Annotated in this window: 20 protein-coding genes; 6 read left to right on the forward strand and 14 right to left on the reverse strand. The window is 45.6% G+C overall.

What is annotated here, in order from left to right:
- Positions 1-255: 255 nt before the first annotated feature.
- The 8 genes from BBD42_RS19580 to BBD42_RS19615 form a co-directional block, all read right to left on the reverse strand.
- Complete coding sequence (locus tag BBD42_RS19580) at positions 256-759, reverse strand: GNAT family N-acetyltransferase (protein ID WP_099519533.1); 504 nt, start codon at positions 757-759, stop codon at positions 256-258.
- Positions 760-805: 46 nt separating this feature from the next.
- Complete coding sequence (locus BBD42_RS19585) at positions 806-1,411, reverse strand: TetR/AcrR family transcriptional regulator (RefSeq protein WP_099519534.1); 606 nt, start codon at positions 1,409-1,411, stop codon at positions 806-808.
- A 95-nt stretch (positions 1,412-1,506) separates the two neighbouring features.
- Complete coding sequence (locus tag BBD42_RS19590; RefSeq protein ID WP_099519535.1) at positions 1,507-2,862, reverse strand: cytochrome P450; 1,356 nt, start codon at positions 2,860-2,862, stop codon at positions 1,507-1,509.
- Between the two features lie 850 nt (positions 2,863-3,712).
- On the reverse strand, positions 3,713-4,846 hold the full coding sequence (locus BBD42_RS19595) for a hypothetical protein (RefSeq protein ID WP_150131572.1): 1,134 nt from the start codon (positions 4,844-4,846) through the stop codon (positions 3,713-3,715).
- 36 nt (positions 4,847-4,882) lie between these two features.
- Complete coding sequence (locus BBD42_RS19600) at positions 4,883-6,172, reverse strand: hypothetical protein (protein ID WP_099519537.1); 1,290 nt, start codon at positions 6,170-6,172, stop codon at positions 4,883-4,885.
- On the reverse strand, positions 6,169-7,050 hold the full coding sequence (locus tag BBD42_RS19605) for an ABC transporter ATP-binding protein (RefSeq protein ID WP_099519538.1): 882 nt from the start codon (positions 7,048-7,050) through the stop codon (positions 6,169-6,171). The genes BBD42_RS19600 and BBD42_RS19605 overlap by 4 nt, the downstream gene beginning before the upstream one ends.
- Position 7,051: 1 nt before the next feature.
- Complete coding sequence (locus BBD42_RS19610) at positions 7,052-7,816, reverse strand: hypothetical protein (RefSeq protein WP_099519539.1); 765 nt, start codon at positions 7,814-7,816, stop codon at positions 7,052-7,054.
- Positions 7,803-8,360 (reverse strand): RNA polymerase sigma factor, encoded by a 558-nt coding sequence (locus tag BBD42_RS19615; RefSeq protein WP_099519540.1) that lies wholly within the window; start codon positions 8,358-8,360, stop codon positions 7,803-7,805. Before BBD42_RS19615 ends, BBD42_RS19610 begins: the two co-directional genes overlap by 14 nt.
- A gap of 350 nt (positions 8,361-8,710) precedes the next feature.
- Between BBD42_RS19615 and BBD42_RS19620 the strand changes: the two genes are divergently transcribed.
- The 3 genes from BBD42_RS19620 (at position 8,711) to glpK (ending at position 11,654) form a co-directional block, all read left to right on the forward strand.
- Complete coding sequence (locus BBD42_RS19620) at positions 8,711-9,358, forward strand: hypothetical protein (protein ID WP_099519541.1); 648 nt, start codon at positions 8,711-8,713, stop codon at positions 9,356-9,358.
- Positions 9,359-9,600: 242 nt separating this feature from the next.
- Positions 9,601-10,143 (forward strand): glycerol-3-phosphate responsive antiterminator, encoded by a 543-nt coding sequence (locus BBD42_RS19625; RefSeq protein ID WP_099519542.1) that lies wholly within the window; start codon positions 9,601-9,603, stop codon positions 10,141-10,143.
- Positions 10,144-10,163: 20 nt separating this feature from the next.
- On the forward strand, positions 10,164-11,654 hold the full coding sequence (gene glpK / locus BBD42_RS19630; RefSeq protein ID WP_099519543.1) for a glycerol kinase GlpK: 1,491 nt from the start codon (positions 10,164-10,166) through the stop codon (positions 11,652-11,654).
- A gap of 100 nt (positions 11,655-11,754) precedes the next feature.
- On the opposite strand, the gene BBD42_RS19635 is transcribed toward glpK, so the two are convergent.
- The 6 genes from BBD42_RS19635 to BBD42_RS19660 are packed head-to-tail and all read right to left on the reverse strand — an operon-like array spanning position 11,755 to position 15,297.
- On the reverse strand, positions 11,755-12,693 hold the full coding sequence (locus tag BBD42_RS19635; RefSeq protein ID WP_099519544.1) for a DUF2705 family protein: 939 nt from the start codon (positions 12,691-12,693) through the stop codon (positions 11,755-11,757).
- The gene (locus BBD42_RS19640) at positions 12,662-13,609 is read right to left on the reverse strand and encodes an ABC transporter ATP-binding protein (protein ID WP_172455561.1); all 948 of its coding nucleotides are present in this window, start codon (positions 13,607-13,609) and stop codon (positions 12,662-12,664) included. Before BBD42_RS19640 ends, BBD42_RS19635 begins: the two co-directional genes overlap by 32 nt.
- Entirely contained in the window at positions 13,606-13,959 is a 354-nt protein-coding gene (locus BBD42_RS19645; protein ID WP_099519546.1) for a LytTR family DNA-binding domain-containing protein, read from the reverse strand. The genes BBD42_RS19640 and BBD42_RS19645 overlap by 4 nt, the downstream gene beginning before the upstream one ends.
- Before the next feature lie 13 nt (positions 13,960-13,972).
- Positions 13,973-14,497 carry a tubby C-terminal domain-like protein gene (locus BBD42_RS19650; protein WP_099519547.1) on the reverse strand — a complete coding sequence of 175 codons (525 nt, stop codon included), beginning with the start codon at positions 14,495-14,497 and terminating at the stop codon, positions 13,973-13,975.
- Positions 14,498-14,509: 12 nt separating this feature from the next.
- Positions 14,510-15,028, reverse strand: a complete 519-nt coding sequence (locus BBD42_RS19655) for a stage II sporulation protein M (RefSeq protein ID WP_099519548.1) — start codon at positions 15,026-15,028, stop codon at positions 14,510-14,512.
- Positions 15,029-15,066: 38 nt separating this feature from the next.
- Positions 15,067-15,297, reverse strand: coding sequence for a TM2 domain-containing protein (locus BBD42_RS19660; RefSeq protein ID WP_481855887.1), 231 nt, complete (start codon positions 15,295-15,297; stop codon positions 15,067-15,069).
- Between the two features lie 208 nt (positions 15,298-15,505).
- On the opposite strand from BBD42_RS19660, the gene BBD42_RS19665 reads away from it, so the two are divergent.
- The 3 genes from BBD42_RS19665 to BBD42_RS19675 all read left to right on the forward strand — a co-directional run bounded on the left by BBD42_RS19665 (position 15,506) and on the right by BBD42_RS19675 (position 16,922).
- Complete coding sequence (locus tag BBD42_RS19665) at positions 15,506-15,790, forward strand: hypothetical protein (protein WP_063892464.1); 285 nt, start codon at positions 15,506-15,508, stop codon at positions 15,788-15,790.
- Between the two features lie 270 nt (positions 15,791-16,060).
- On the forward strand, positions 16,061-16,432 hold the full coding sequence (locus BBD42_RS19670; protein ID WP_056032800.1) for an ArsR/SmtB family transcription factor: 372 nt from the start codon (positions 16,061-16,063) through the stop codon (positions 16,430-16,432).
- On the forward strand, positions 16,425-16,922 hold the full coding sequence (locus tag BBD42_RS19675) for an SRPBCC family protein (RefSeq protein WP_099519550.1): 498 nt from the start codon (positions 16,425-16,427) through the stop codon (positions 16,920-16,922). Before BBD42_RS19670 ends, BBD42_RS19675 begins: the two co-directional genes overlap by 8 nt.
- Positions 16,923-16,934 lie beyond the last annotated feature (12 nt).

Consider the following 16,934-nt stretch of genomic DNA (forward strand, 5'->3'; position numbering starts at 1 on the left):
AATAGATGAAAAAAATAGGAAAGTATTATTTTGTAAACTGCTGCTGAAATTTGTGGATAACCGTCGAAACATGCAGCGGCTGAGCGGAAAATAACGTTGTGGAGAGCGAAGCGCGGTGCTGGCCGATTGGATAAAAAATAAACAGAAAGGCAAAAAAAGACGTTCCCCATCCAGCTTTCATGAATTGGAGGGAACGTCTTTTTTTTATCTTCTGAGGCAAACCTGCTTATCAACCTGAAAATTTCCAAGGCGTATTTATAGCTTTAAAGCCATTAAATTTTCGTCTGAATAGTTTCCGTTGAATTTTAAGGCGTTAGGTTCTACGCCATACAGCTCGAAGCCAAGCTCTTGATACAGCTTTATCGCGGAAATATTATCAGTAACTACTGCTAAATGGAGCTGCTCCAAGCCTTTGCTGGATTTGGCTCTAGCCATTAAAGCCAGCATTAGTGCTTTTGCGATGCCTTGCCCGCGAAAGGGAGGCGCTACATACATTCCGTAAACATTTGCTTTGTGGGCAGTTTTAGCCTTTTTTTCACGCATAAAAGTTACGATGCCCGCCAACTGGGCTTGTTCGGCAAAAGCGCCAATAACAAATTGATCCTCTGAGGGTGTAAGCCGCGCCATAACGGTTTCTGTTGAAAATGTCACTTCTTTCTCATAAGTTGAGCCAAACGCTTCCGGGTTGATTTTTAATGCGCTTAATCGCAGCGCATGATAGGCCGTGGTATCCAATGTTTGCAATATACGAATATCCATTCGATAGATCCCCCATGATCAGCACATTTCATGAAGAGCAAGCTGCTCAAGCTTCTCTAATGCCAAGTGCCTTGCGAATAAAATAAATCAAATCAGCCAAATAGGCGGCTGCATCCACATCTGGCCGATACAGATAACAATCCTCGACCGCCTGCTCAATAAGGGAGACGACCATGCGAGCTGCAAATTCGGGATTCATTCGTCCGTCGATCAGCTGTTCCTCCTGCCACTTGCCAAGCAGCAGGCTGACGTAGGAATAGAAGGGCTCAAACAATTGATCCCACTGGGCTGCATCTTTAACGAAGCCGCCGCCATTGTTCAAAATGGGGTATACATCGCTGTACAAGCCGAACTGCTGGAAGGCAGCCGGGACGGCCTTGTCAATAAAGGCAGAAGGGGCCGTCAGCCCTTCCGTTTCTGCCATAACGCGCTCCAGCGCCGATTGCAGCATTTCCTCAGCCAGAGCCACGACAAGCGATGTTTTAGATGGGAAATAAAGATAAAAGGTGCCTTGTGCGACTCCGGCACGCCGAACAATTTCCGTAATGGTCATGTCCTCCATGCCTTTTTCCTTCATGACTTGGCGTGCTGCCGCAAGCAGCTCTATTTTTTTTCGTTCGTCTTTTACACGGGTTGTGCGAGTTTGCTTCATGGAAAGCTTCCTTCCGTTAATCCTAATCTACGATAAGCTTACCGATATCCGCTTTTGTTTGCAACCGTAACTGCATGTGGAATTGCAATGCTAGCCTAGCGGGTCTTAACTTGTACGCTCAAACCATGCTTCGGCCGCAGCGTAATGGAGGCTTCGGGAATAACCTCAAAATGAGCGGATGGAACAATTTCAAAGCGCTGAACGATAGCAGCGAGCAGCAGCACAGCCTCCATCAATGCGAAATTGTTGCCGATACAAAATCTCGGCCCGCCGCCAAACGGGAAATACACATATTTGGACAGCCGTTTTTCAAAGTCATTTTCCCAGCGCTCCGGCATAAAGCTCAGCGGGTCCTCGAAATAACGGGGATGGCGATGCATGACCCATTGGCTCATGCTCACTTCAGTACCCTTCGGAATGTGGAAGCCGCCAAGCTCAACATCCTGCAGCGTTTCTCTGGAAATGATCCATACGGGCGGGTAAAGCCGCATCGTTTCCTTAATGATGTAATGCGCAAACGTCAATTCAGGGAAATCAGTTACCTGTATTGCGCCGCCAGCGCATTTTTCTCTAACCTCTGCAAGCAGGCGATTTTGGATTTCTGGATGGGTAGCGAGCAAATGAAGCGCCCAGCTCAGCGTATTTGCAGTTGTCTCATGTCCTGCGAGAAACATGGTCATAATTTCATCGCGCAGCTGCAATTCGCTCATGGCGCTGCCATCGTCATCTCTGGCTTCCAGCAGCATTGAGAGAAGATCGCCGCGGTCGCCAGGCTCGGTACGCCTGCTCGCAATCATTTCATAGATGAGGCCATCGAGCTGCTCAACCGACTTTTTCAGCTTGGCATTTCCAGGCGTCGGGACGGTAATTGGAAGCAGAGACAGCAGGCGTTGAAAAATGCTGCCCATCTGCGTGTTATATTCGGTCATTACGCGGCAAATAGAGGAGCTGATATGGTCGGCATTTTTTTGCAAATCGGCGTCAAATAGAGACTTTGCTACAATGTTCATCGTCACATCCATCATATCCTCATGGATGTCGCGTGTTTGCCCATCCTGCCATTCCGCCAGCATGCTGCCGGCATACGCCAGCATATGCTCCCCATAACGATGAATGCGATTGCGGTGAAAAGCGGGCTGGGACAGCCGTCGCTGGCGCAGCCAGAAATCGCCTTCGCTCGTGACCAGGCCATTGCCGAGTACCATGCTCATAATGCGGTCGCGATGATAGCCCTTGGAGAAAATCTTATTGGTTTGCATAAGAATATATTCAATATGATCCGGATGGCTGACGAGAATCGTATCCCGATCTTTCTCAAGGCGCATTTTAACCAGATCGCCATAGCTTTCGGCGGTTTGTGTAAGATAACCGAGCGGGTCCTTGCCAAAATCGGGCAGGTTGCCCAGCAGCATTTTGCCTTTCGGGCCGGGTGGAATGATAAGCTCTGACATTTGAGTTCGCTCCTTTTTTTAATAATGAATGACTGTCAGTCATTTTTATAATATAGTGGTTTTCTGCCTGCGCGTCAAGCTGGTGTGGAACGGAGATAAGGCAAAAGATAAAGGCACAAAATAAAAAAAGGGAATGCATCGCTGCATCCCCTTGGAGGTTAGTCCACAATCGTCTTAATGAAAAATCATAAAATTAAGGGACGCAGACACTCGAGTCTACAAATCTAAGATCAAGCCCAAAATTGACCCAACCAATTCCTGGCCCTACCCAGCGCCAACCAGCTATTGAATTTGGGCCAACAAAAGTAATAAACATCCAGTAGGAAGCGCCATTGCTTTGCCATATATAGGTGAATTTATTTCGACAACTTACGATTGCGCCTGAATCAATTAAAGCAGACACTCCTTGTGGCTTTTGTGGTGGTCTGGGTGGAATGGTAGAAGGAGGAGCGAAAGCAGGAGGGCCTCCTTGAGCAGGTGTTTGAACGGGAGGCTGCGTGCTTGGGAATGGCTGCATTCCTGGTTGAGGGAAAAAAGGGGGAGCCATTGGTGGCGGCATTGAAGGGCCTGGAATGCCAAATGGTCCAAATGCGCGAGAATAACAATCAGGAGAATAAGACCACATGATGAATAACTCCTTTTACGTTTCTTTGTTCAAAACATTATGAAAACTTATAAGGCAATGTATGATGCACATTAGCCTATTGATACTGGGTCATGTGCCCAATTGTTGAAATCGTACTTTAATAAATATCGAGCAAACGCAGGCATTCATGGAACCGCTGCTTAAACAGTTGAAGCCATCAAGCGAGGCCTGTGGGCAGGCTGATGCTTGATGGCAAAGCAAGCTTTATAGAAGCAAATCTCCTTTTCGTTCCCGATGCCATCTGTATGCAAGCAAACCAGCGACGATTGTGATAAACAACCCGTAAGCGAGCGGCTGTGCGTACTTCGGTCTGTATAACATAATGAGTTCTTCAATCAGTACACGGGAAAGCGGCTGTGTCATGAGATAGATATAAGGAATTTGCAGCGCAACGAGCGCCATATAATTCGCAGAGATGCTGGAGAAGAAAGCTGCCGCCAGAGCGGTAATCAAGCCAAGCACATAAAGGACGGCAACCGTCAGCATGATAAACTGGGCAAACGTAAGATCATGCCAGAAGTAGGGGAAATTAAAGGCAGAGTTGATGGGTGCTTCGTAAAATAATTCAATGCCCGGCTGCTGACTGTACAATAGAAAGAAGCAGCCGAGCTGTATAGAAATAATGAGCACAGCAGACAGCAGTGCCGCAATCAGCTTGCTGAGGAACAGGCTGCGCCCGATACGCGAGGCATGCTGGAGATGAACGACCCGGCTGCGCCTGTCGCGCAAAAAAATCGGCGATACGATTAGCAAAATGCTGATTATGCTTATGGCATACACATAAAATATTACATTTTTAAAATTATCATAAATCATCGATGGAAAAATCGTATTCAGCGTGCCAGACGCCACCATTTCATCCATTCGCTGCAGGGCCGCCGCATCCTCATTTGAAAGATTTGCATAAGGCCGCTCCAGCCTGCGTTCATATTGCTCGATTAAATACTCTCTGCCTTGCAGCTCCCAGAACAAATCAATGCCGGGGTTGAACAGCGCGTAGCGGTCTAATTCATCCCATTCCTTATTGTCGCTGAACACATCCATTGCACGAAAAGCCTCATAAGTAGAAATGCCGGCCTTCTTAAACTGCGGGTCATTATGCATAAGCTGCTCAGCTTCCTGAACTCTTTTGTGATAGCTCAGCTTGAACTGTTCGAATTCCGTTTCATCAAGCTCCAGCCCATATTGCTGCTGCATCTCGATGACAACCTTATACGCATCTTTATCAGGCCTGCCGTTCGGAAAATATTCAAAATAAAACTGGATGTACATCAAATAAAAAAGGACGTTCAGTACAGCGACTAACACGATTATTTTCAGGCTAAAAAGCTTTTTCATTTCGTGAAGGATGATCCCCACAGCTGCACCTCCGATTTAATGAATATTTTGGCGTTTAAATTGCTTTAGGCGCACGTAACAGAGTGCAGCGAGCACAATGGCCCAGCCGCCTGCGGTTATCCATTCCCAATCCCGGACCATATTGAACGCCCCGCCTGCCGTGAACCATATATGCGGATTAAGCATGAGTTGAAAGGGAGTGAAGCCCGCATAAAATAGCAGCTCCGAGCTCGTCGGTATGACTCTTCCTAGCAGCAGCAGGCTGCCAAACAGTACGGCAAAGCTTCCATATACAAGGTAGCTGCTGTTGATAAAGGAGCCGAGAACAAAGGCCAAGGCAGCGAAAATCAGCTGAAGCCCATACATGAGTGCTACAGCGCAGCCCAAATACTTGCCGAACGATAGAACGTGCCAAGTGAGAAATGGAAAGGCCATGCCTGGCTCCCAGGTGAAAAAGCTGCTGATCGGCACCTGCCACAGTCCCTTGTAGCTGAAAGTGAGAAAATAGGCGGAAAGGGTGACGCCAGCCAGTATAGTTGTCAGTGCAGCGGCAGCAGCAAGCGCGGCAAGCAGCTTGTCCGTTTGCAGCTTTCGTCCATGCTTGGCTGCATAAACCAATAAATGCGTATGCTGCTCAAATTCATTTTTGCTTAAGAAGACAGAAAGGAGCACGGCTAAAATCATTAGCTCGAACAGCAGCATCCTGAGCAGGCTTTTAAACAGCATCGAATGCGTTCCATACAGCTTGCCATCGAAAAATAAATGCTTATATTCACCGCTTGCCTCAAGCTGCTGAAGCCGTATGCCCAGCCCGGAATAACGCTCTTTCAATGCAATGGCAGCTTGCCCGCTAAGGCCATACAATTGAATTTGACCTTCAGCCATCTGGCTCGTATCCAGCTTGGCATAGGCTTCATCGATGCTCTGCATTCTCGCAGCATAATGCTGCAAAATGCTCAGCCGATGAAAGCTGGCGATTTCAGATTCCAGAAATAGGCCCGGTTGCTGATAAACAACTTCGTTCAAATTATCATAAGCGAAAAAATCATCCGGCTGCGCATTTACTTTTCCTGCACGTTCATTCGTCAGCGTGTTCATTTCTGCGAGCTGCTGCTGCTCATATTGTTCAAGCTCAGCCAGCATCTGATTGGTTATGCGCACACCGAATTGTCCAGCCATTGTGTTCAGTACCGCCATATCCTGGCGCTTATACGCCTGCTGCATAATGTACAGCAGATTGAACGCGAGGAAGAGGGCGAGCAGCGCTAAAATAACCGGAGACAGCAGCGCTTTTCTGAGCTCATAGCGCCAGATAATCACCCTCATGGCGTTTCATCCGCCTGTGCCTCATCCTGGTAAATATAAATAAACACATCCTCCAAATTGGGAATAGCCATTGTCCAATTCGGCTGCGGGTCGCCGCGGCCAATAAAACGGATTTTTAGCCTTCCCTGCTCCTGCCGCTCCGAGATGGACAAATGCATGTCCCGAAAGTGGTCAGCTTCCTCATAATCGACGGTCGTTTCGTATACCATTCCCTCAAGCAGGCGGCAAATGTCCGCGATGGGGCGTTTGTGCAGCACCCGCTTGTCCTTGATCATAATAATTTCATCGGCAATCGACTCTACATCAGAGACGATATGGGTTGATAAAATGACGATGCGATTGCGGGCAAGCTGCGCCAGCATATTGCGAAAGCGAACGCGTTCCTTCGGATCAAGCCCTGCGGTTGGCTCGTCAAGGATGAGAATGCGCGGATCATTCAGCATCGCCTGCGCAATGCCGACGCGCTGGATCATGCCGCCGGAAAACTTGCGCATTTTTTTATCCATGACATCCTCCAGCGCAACGAGCTTCAGCAGCTCGGCTATTCGCGGCTTGGCATCGGATGCGCGCATGCCTTTCAGGGCGGCGATGTACAGCAAATATTTGCGCGGGCTGTAATGCTTGTAATAACCAAATTGCTGCGGAAGATAGCCGAGCTGCTCGCGATAGCGCTCATCCGCTTTAATAATATTTTCACCGTTGTATAAAATTTCGCCTTCGCTTGGAAACAGCAGCGTGACGAGCATTTTAATAAGCGTTGTTTTGCCAGCGCCATTTGGGGCAAGCAGTCCATATACGCCATTCGTAAATTCAAGATTAATGTCCTCCAGCGCGCTAAAGCTGCCGAAGCGTTTGGACACCTGCTGTACAGTCAGCATCTTAAATAGCTCCTTCCGGATTTTGCAGTTTTCGCAATTGGTTTAGGTTTTTGATATATAGCGTCCCGCAGACAGCTGTTAAAAGCAAATAAACGGAGACAGGAATCGTTTGAAGCAGCTGTATATACCCTGTGCTAAACAAAGCCTTCAATCCGATATTGCCAGCAAACCAGAGCGAGATCAGGGCGTATTTCGTTATGTCCGAGCGAATGCGTAGTATGATATACAGAAAAACAACGGAAAATAGAAACAGTGACGAAGCTGACAGCGCCAGCGCAAACAGCAGGTGAATGTGCTGAAACATAGCGGAAGCAGCAAGCACGAGTGCTACATTCAGCGCCAAACAGATGAGGCTAAAAGCCAGCATCCGCAGCGAAGCAAGCTGATACACATTGTATTTGCACACCATTTCCGTTTCATACGTATCGCTATGCTTGCGGCGAACGAAGAAGAGGGTGGATACAAGGAGATAGAGGACGGGCGACCCAATAAAGATAGCGGCATAAATATCCTCCTCTATGACCTGCGAATGGCTTGATTCTAAAAATAGGGCGAATAGTATAAGCAGAGAGCCGGCAGCAAGTGCAAAGGCAATTTCCGTCCAGTCATGAAACATATAACGAAAGCCAAGACGGGTATACATTAAGCGCAAGTAGGCTGAGAAGGTTTGCTTCGGCACAAGCCCCCGTGCCACAATCAGATTGATTTGCTGCTCGATTTCCTGCTCGCTTGGCAGCTCAACCGTCTCCGTTTTATCGGTTTTCATCGTAATCGTCTCCCAATCTGTTTTTCAGCTTTCTGAGCATCGTATAATATTTCGTTTTGACGGTCGATTCCGGCATATGCAGCAGCGGCGCAATGTCGGCAAACGTATATTCGGCGAAAAATTTGAGCCGGAAAATATGCTGAGCGGCAGCATCCATCTCGTTTACAAGCTGCAAAACAGCTTCGACCTGTTCTTTTTGCTCAATTTTCAGCGTGAAATCAACCTCCTCGGCGATTTCTTCATCCATCGCTGTCGTCCGTTGATCGTAGCGATAGTACCGCGAGCGGTAATAGTCGACGATCCGGTTCGTCGCAAGCTTGTACAGCCACGCCCGAAAGGAACCCTTGCCTCCGTCATAGTGCCCGATCGCCTGCAGCATATGGATGAAGATGTCCTGTGTGAGATCCATGGACAGCTGTTTATTCGTCGTCTGTCTATACACATAGCTGTACAATTCTTTGTAATAATGGCGGACCAGCGCGTTCGCTGCTGCCTCGCTTGATTGTTTTTGGATTTGCTTAATCCATGCTGCTTCCGTCTCCATGCGCCCTCTCTTTTCCTAAATCGTTAAGTTGCCAGTCAGTTTTAAATATAAGCATTTATAAGTTTTCACGTATAAATAGGGCTTATATTTCTCCGACAAAGCTCTTCGCTCGTCCTAGAAGGACGACGAAGTCGTTTTTGCTTGGCCGCTTATTTATATATTCGTAGTGTAGCGTAAAATAGTTTGGCTGAAATAAATCTTTTCCAGCCCGCTTGACAAAGCGCTGCAGGCTTCGCGTATGAAATCAGGCGGAACTTCCAATGCTTTTGTTGTATAATGGGAAATATATGAAGACACTTTTAAAGGAAAGCGGCGCATAAATTGGCTAATGGGGAAAGAGGCAGATACGAATGAAGATATGGGATATGCCAAAGTTGCCGGCACCGGAGCAGCTGGAGAAGCAGATGCGCATACTCGCTGCGCTGGATTTGATGATGTGCGAGGAAGAATGGCTACGCGTTCATCGTTATGATTCCGCATGGTCGGATGATGAAACGATGGGCAGCTTGAACAATGGGTCTGGCGATGTTGTATTTGTTGTTTTTGCACCGGAAGGGGCCATTATCAAAGGCTTTGACCATGAATCCCCTTATAGCCCGCATGCGCAGGAGGAATACGGCACTTGGCCGGGCATTTATGATGAGGTGCCTGAGGCGCTGCTGCATCGTATACAGGATGTGGCATTCACCCATGAGGATGTTACCTTTTGCATATGGTGGGAAAATGGAAATTCCGCGTGGCACAGCAGCGAATATGAGCAGCCGGATGGTTGGGAAGATGGTGCGAATTTTCTTCTAGGCTATTTGTGCGATTCCCCAGAGGGCTATCAGGAGTGGGCGCAAGGCTACTTTGAGGAGGAGCTGGATTTGGCAGCCGTGAGCGCGGTTTTCGAAGGTGCTGAAATAACAAAAGAACTCATCGCCAGCCTGAATCCGGAGCGAGACGCTGAGGAAGCTCTTGAGGAACTGGAAGCGCTTGGCCTTCTGGCCCTTTCATAAGGAATGAGTGGGTTTACAGCTTGACCTTAGTATATTATAATCGTCACTGACAAGTAAATAAAACTCGCTGTGAGACTAATGAGAACAGCCGCTGGATTGAGTATATAAATTCCAAATATGGGGTGTATACATTCTTTCTGTCGGCTTTTTTTAATTTATAGCCGTTGAAATCGTTTACAGCTTCATAGCCTTCACAGTAATCCGGGCAGCCGTGAATGATTGCGAGTAGGGAGGGAACAAGCATGCAGCCGAATACGGTCATTCCGGCCATTCGGAATTTCAAGGAATTAGAGCAGGCGCTTGCCTCGCCGCAGCCCATCTTATTTTTGCTAGAGGGAGAGCTAATCCAATTGCAAGGCATTGCGGATGCGGTGCGAGGCGCGGGGAAAAAGCTGTTTTTGCATCTGGATATGGTCAAAGGCATTAAGGACGATGAGGCATCTATTCATTATTTAGCCAAGGCGATCAAAATTGATGGCGTCATCAGCACGAGAACATCCAGCCTTCTGCTTGCCAAGAAACACCGGCTGGCAGCTATTCAACGCGGATTTCTCATTGACTCGCATTCGGTCAAGACGATTATTAATACGGCTGCGCATGTGAAGCCCGATTACATCGAGCTGCTGCCAAGCTTCGCCCACTCTATGGTCGGCACAATCAGGCAGGAGACGAATACGGAAATTATTTTGGGCGGCTTTGTGCATACGCGTGAGGATTTGCCCGCTTTGTTCGGTTCTGGTGCTATTGCGGTTTCATCCAGTAATGCGGCGCTATGGAACATGTAAATCAGGAGGTTATTGAATTGATGGAAAAATATATATTGGCGCTCGATCAAGGCACGACAAGCTCGCGGGCTATTTTATTTAATAAAAAAGGGGAAAAGGTTCATACGGCCCAGCAGGAGTTTAAGCAGTATTTTCCAAAATCAGGTTGGGTCGAGCATAACGCCAATGAAATTTGGGGCTCTATACTGGCCGTCATTGCCGCCTGTTTGTCTGAATCAGGCATTAAAACGCAGCAGATTGCTGGAATCGGCATTACGAACCAGCGTGAAACGGCGATTGTATGGGATCGCGAGACGGGAATTCCGATTTACAATGCCGTCGTCTGGCAATCGCGCCAAACGGCAGAGATTTGCGAGCAGCTTAAGGCTGATGGCCACGAGCCGTTGTTCCGCAGCAAGACGGGCTTGCTTATTGATGCTTATTTCTCAGGCACGAAGGTAAAATGGATTCTTGACCATGTGGAGGGCGCGCGGGAGAAGGCTGAACGCGGCGAGCTGATGTTCGGAACGGTCGATACGTGGCTGATCTGGCGCCTGTCCGGGCGCAAAGTCCATGTGACGGATTATTCCAATGCATCGCGCACACTGATGTATAACATTAACGAGCTAAAATGGGATGAAGAGCTGCTGGAGCTGCTAACCGTACCAGCTAATATGCTTCCAGAAGTACGTCCTTCCTCTGAGGTATACGGCTATACCGATGAATATCACTTTTTTGGCTGCAAAATTCCGATCTCCGGCATTGCAGGCGACCAGCAAGCGGCCTTGTTCGGTCAAGCCTGCTACCAGGAAGGCATGGCAAAAAACACTTACGGCACAGGCTGCTTCATGCTGATGAACACGGGTGAAAAAGCAGTGGTGTCCGAGCATGGCTTGCTGACCACAATCGCTTGGGGGATAGACGGCAAGGTTGAATATGCACTGGAGGGCAGTATTTTTGTAGCAGGCTCTGCTATTCAATGGCTGCGGGATGGCTTGCGCATGCTGCAAAATGCGACGGACAGCGAGCAGTACGCCGCGCGTGTCGATTCAACAGAAGGCGTTTATGTCGTTCCGGCGTTTGTTGGACTAGGCACCCCTTATTGGGATAGCGACGTGCGCGGGGCGGTATTCGGGCTGACACGCGGCACGACCAAGGAGCATTTTATTAGAGCAACGCTTGAGGCGCTCGCTTATCAGGCGCGCGATGTGCTTGCGGCTATGGAGGCTGATTCTGGGCTAACGCTGAAAACGCTGCGCGTCGATGGCGGAGCCGTGAAAAATGACTTCCTCATGCAGTTCCAGAGCGATATTCTCGGCGTTCCAGTCGAGCGTCCGGTCAATGCAGAGACGACGGCACTGGGCGCTGCCTATTTAGCGGGACTGGCGGTAGGCTTCTGGACCAGCCGCGAGGAAATTATGGAGCAATGGCACAAGGAGCGGGCATTCCAGCCGACCATGGAGGAAGAGCGTAAAGAAAAGCTCTATACCGGCTGGAAAAAAGCAGTTAACGCCGCGAGGGCGTTTAAATAATAGAACGGCCCCCTGGTTTCCGGGGCAGTCATAAATAGGGGCAATTCCTGCTGTCATGTAAGATGACTTTAGGAATTGCCCTATTTGTTTTACGGGAGTATTAGCCCATTTCCCTTCTAGCGAATACGGCCCAGCCGGCGGCGTAAAAGCATAGCATATAACCGGACAGAATGATCAATGAAAATGGAAGCGTAACACCTTCTACTATGGGGGTGCCTGTAAAATAAGCCTCAAGATTCAAATGAGAAAACAAAAAGTATTTTGCAAATTCCGGTTGAATTCGACTTAAGAAGGCAGAGATCATATTGCCGCCAAACAAGATGAATACAGAGAATGCAATGGCGAGAGAATTGCTTCGAAACAGTATAGAGATGACAAATGCCATAGTGACAATAACGCAAAGGGTAATTATTTTTAATCCATAGGTTAGGAGCACATGCATAAACATAGGGATGTGTTCATAATTTTGTTTATCCTTTGAAAATATGAATGGCTCTGAAGCGCCATCGGCCCCAAATAAAAGGGCTCCAATAATCCAAGATGAAAGAAAAATCATACAGATAAGCAAAGCAGAGAACATAAGGACGGAACAATATTTCGCTAACAATATTTTATAGCGGCGAACTGGACGGATGAGCAGCAGCTTCATGGTGTCCCATTTAAATTCACTAGCTACGGTATCACTGGCAACAATAAGCGTGAATAATGTGACGAACGGAAGGAAATTGGAAACTAGGCTTAAAAATTTCCAAGATGTCATGCGATCCGGAGACACTCCATTTTCCAAGGCATATTCGTTACGTTGAATTTGTGAATTTAAATAGGGAAGAACATCCTCTGGAGCTTCCTTCATTTGTTCTATTAACAATTGATTTTCTTCGTGTATCACGGTTTTCCAATCGTCTGATTGAGAATCGTTCCTTTTATCGATATTAAACAGTGCCGTCATAATAACAATGATTACAAAAATGATAGCCATGGCCCATACCATGGGACGGCTGTATATTTTAATTTGCTCTGCTCTTATAAGCCTTATCAATGGAAGCCTCCTCTGTCAAGCTCATGAACTTGTCTTCCAGGCTAGGCTGTTTGCTTTGCACAGCATATACATGGATCTGATGATGAATAAGGAGATAAAGCATTTCCGAAATTTCTTCGCGAAGCAACAGGAAAACCAATTCGGATTCCTCTACCTTGAGCAAGTTCGACGTTCGTTCATGCTTACGAAGCAATGGTAACGCTCGTTCGGTTGAGTCTATCTCTATTGTAACGACTTGCCTAACGTTTTCTGTTTTTTGCATGGATTCAATCGATTTGACTTCACCATCCACTATAAACGCAACACGATCACAAATCATTTCCATTTCATTTAACAAATGGCTTGAAATAATGACGGTTTTGTTCTGCTCCTTGGTCAAATGATGAAGATAATCTCGGAACTCCTTCATACCGACAGGATCCATGCCATTAGTTGGCTCATCCAGCAAAATAAGGTCGGGATTATGAAGCAGCGCCTGGGCTAGTCCGAGCCTTTGTTTCATCCCTAGCGAGAAGGTTTTCACTTTTTTTCTTGCAGCTTCTTGCAGGCCGACGACTTTTAAAATTTCCAAAATGCTGTTTTTATCTGGTTCCTGTTGGCTGTAGAGAGAAAAATGAACTAGATTTTGATAAGCAGTTAAAAAAGGGTACATATGCGGAGTTTCAATGATAGCCCCGATATGTTTTGCGGCGAGAACATGATTTTGATTAGCATTTATTCCATTAATATATATAGAGCCTTGTGTTGGAAATATCAGGTTGGCAATTAGGCGAAATAGCGTTGTTTTACCTGCTCCATTGGGCCCGAGTAATCCGAAAATTTCGCCTCTTCTTACCTCAAGTGAAATATTTTGCAATATGCTTTTTCCCCGAATGGTCTTGCTCAAATTTTCGATTTGCAATGGATGAATGGTCACTGGGTTCCCACCTGGTTCAATGTAATGGATTGTCGTATTACACGTTTACTTACTAAAGCGGTTTTGCGGTTTTTATAGTAAGCTTCATATGTATTACGGTTGAAAAAATTGAGTTCTTTTAAATTGTAGACATTTACTATAAAAGACTTATGCGATCTTACAAACATATCGGGCAATATGCTCATTAAATCTTTCAAAGAGACATACACATAAATTTCCTGTGTATCCGTGTGAATCAAGGTTTTTTGTCCAATACGCTCAATAAAAATAATTTCAGACAGGTCAAGGTAAACAATCTGATCTCTTTTCGCAATAATCAGTCGATTAAGCACTAATTGAATATTCATCATTAACTCCTAAATATTAGCTATTTTTTAGAGAAAAAACATAATATAAAGACGCAATTTCATGAACTTCAAATCGAGAGTCGAATATTTTGAATGTAATATGATTGGATTTCGGCGGTATTAGCCCGTCTGGTACAGCTTCAGCAACGATCTGTCCATTTAAAGTGAAGCGGACAGCTTTATCAGCAAAATCTTTTTTAATCCAAATTTCTGCATTGTGTTTTTTATATAAAAATTGTGGATTGGTTTTGATTTTTGTTTTTTTCTCGCAAACGAACTGATCTTGACCAATTTGTACATGCCATTTTTCTGTTACAAGCGTTTTTATTGTGTTTATTTCTTTAATATCAACGAGTAGATTGTTATCTTCATCGTAGGCATGTACATTATTCACCATATTATCGAATAAATAATTCATGAGCTTCTGTTTCTTATTTGAGTAATAACGCTGCATACTCCCAACAGGGCTGCCGTTCTCATCTTCTAATATGGACGATGAGGTACTCAGCCTTAGAAAAGGTAAAGTCGTTTTATAAATCATCGGACACCCTTCTTATTGAACTAGAATGAGCAACAGCCTATTAGATACATAAACCTCAAAAAAAGCTGCGGCGAAAAGCGTGACAAGAGCCGTTGGAATCGTTTTCTTAACAGTCGCCCAATAGAAGCTTTTCAATTGTTCATAAGAGATTTTTTTTCTGAAATATGAAGTTAAATAATATAGATGATCGATTGTAAAAAGAAAGACGATAAGACAGGCGATCCATTCCAAAACACCGTGTGAAAATGAAGTGCTGTAATAGAGTAAAGGAGAGATAGATAACGCATGCCAGCCTGTGCCCATACCGAAAATCGCTTTTAATATAAGCAATGGGGATAAACCCGTCAAAGAAAGCATGAACCAGATTAATAGATTGATACTATTGAAAACAAAAATAAATAGAGCATCATTGAAGCCTAGCTGATTTATTTCATGATGCTCAGATTGTCCTGGCGAAAAAAAGCCGATTAGAAAAAAAATAAAGGACAACATGCAGAAAAATAAAATCAATTTTTTTCGAAAATTCATCATTTGAATTACCCTTCATTGGATATAGAAGCATGGCCGAACTATGAAGCCGCTTGCGATTTTGTGGATAATTGATATGCGTTAATAATGCTGTATATCCAGATAATAGGGTATATAAAAATACCGACAACGACGGAAATAAGTAGAATAGAAATAAATTCAACAACAAGCAAAATAATTCCCTTTTTTACATATCCTAAATATAAATGTCCAAGACCCGGATAAATAAAGGAAAGTAATATAGCTAACCATGGTTTTTTCAACCTATACACCTCCTTTCATCTTGAAATTAATAATAACAAAAATGCCCAAACTAATCAATATTGATTATTTAGAATGGTTTATTTACCATTACGTATTGGTAAATGATTGTTTTAAGTATCAAACTTACTAGTTCGAATAAGTTCGAAAAAAATTAGTAATAATCAGGTTACGATGTGTTTGTAGTTAAAAACATATTTTTTAGGAGGAAATTGGATTATGTTATACAATGCTTTTACTGGTACGTCGAGTCTTGCTGATGCAGCTTGGTCTATTGCGCAATTGATTTTCAGAAAGCTTAATGTTGCGGGGGATGCTGTTTCACTTTATAACTCCCTGCTATGGAAGTTCCGCGCTATTTACAATTCATTTGGGGGCAATTTCTCTTGGGCAGATCTGGGCGGCGTCATTCTTGATCTAGGAGAGTTCATTTTGAGCTTAACGCCTGCAGGCAAAATAGCAGACATTATCTCGGTTCTGTGGGGAAGCGCTAACATTCTTTAGTCTTCTGCTAGAAGAATGTTCGTTTAAATAAATTTTGTCCTATTAGTAGATTAATCAGGATAATATGGGGCAACAAGTCGGTCGTTTACGGTATTTTCCGTGGACGGCCGTTTCTTTTGTTTATTTTCCTTCTGCTGTGGTACAAATCGGCCCGGCTTGTTATGATGAAGAGAATACCTGCAAAACATTTTGAATTAAATATGCATTTACAGGAATATTCCTTTTGAAGTATACTTTAATAGATAACAAGTCTGGAGTAGATTTATGATGATGAAAGCGATGACCTTCAGCGCTTTAGCCGAGCCGAACCGACTGAGTATCGTGGAGCTTCTGCGTGATGGGCCGCTGCCCGTAGGAGCTATTGCCGAGCAGTTGGAGCTCAACCAGCCCCAGACGTCGAAGCATCTCCGCGTGCTCAGCGACGCGGGCCTGGTTGAGGTGCAGCCGGCTGCCAATAAGCGAATTTACAAGCTGCGCCCGCAATCTTTACAGCAATTGAACGAATGGTCGGAGACGTTCCGCAGCATGTGGGAGCAGCGCTTCGACAATTTGGAGGCTTATTTGAAGGAGCTTCAGAAGCAAGAGGCAGCACAAGCCCAGCAATCGATTACAAAGTTGAAGACGGAGGATGAACATGGCTGATCAATTGGAAATTACAAGAGAACTGGATGCGCCGCGCGAGCTCGTATTTAAAGTATGGTCTGAGGTCGAGCATTTGAAAAAATGGTGGGGACCGACTGGGCTGGAAATTAGCTATGCCAAGCTGGATTTTAGACCAGGCGGCATGTTCCATTACAAGATGACGGCGCCGGATGGTGCTGAAATGTGGGGCAGATTCGTTTTTGGAGAAATCGTAGAGCCGGAAAAAATCGTTTTCATTAACTCTTTTTCGGACAAGGATGGCAATGCTGTACGTGCCCCTTTCAGCGAAACATTCCCGATTGAAATTTCCAATACGTTAACGTTTACCGAGCAGGATGGCAAAACCATTCTTACCTTGCTTGGAGGGCCAGTTAATGCGACGGAGGCAGAACGCCAATTTTTCATGGGCATGTTCGATTCGATGAGACAAGGCTTTGGCGGCACGTTCGACCAGCTTGAAGCTTATTTGAAAGAAGTTCAGGCGGTCTAAGCCTTTTTAATC

The organism is Paenibacillus sp. BIHB 4019 (assembly GCF_002741035.1).
Classification (GTDB): domain Bacteria; phylum Bacillota; class Bacilli; order Paenibacillales; family Paenibacillaceae; genus Pristimantibacillus.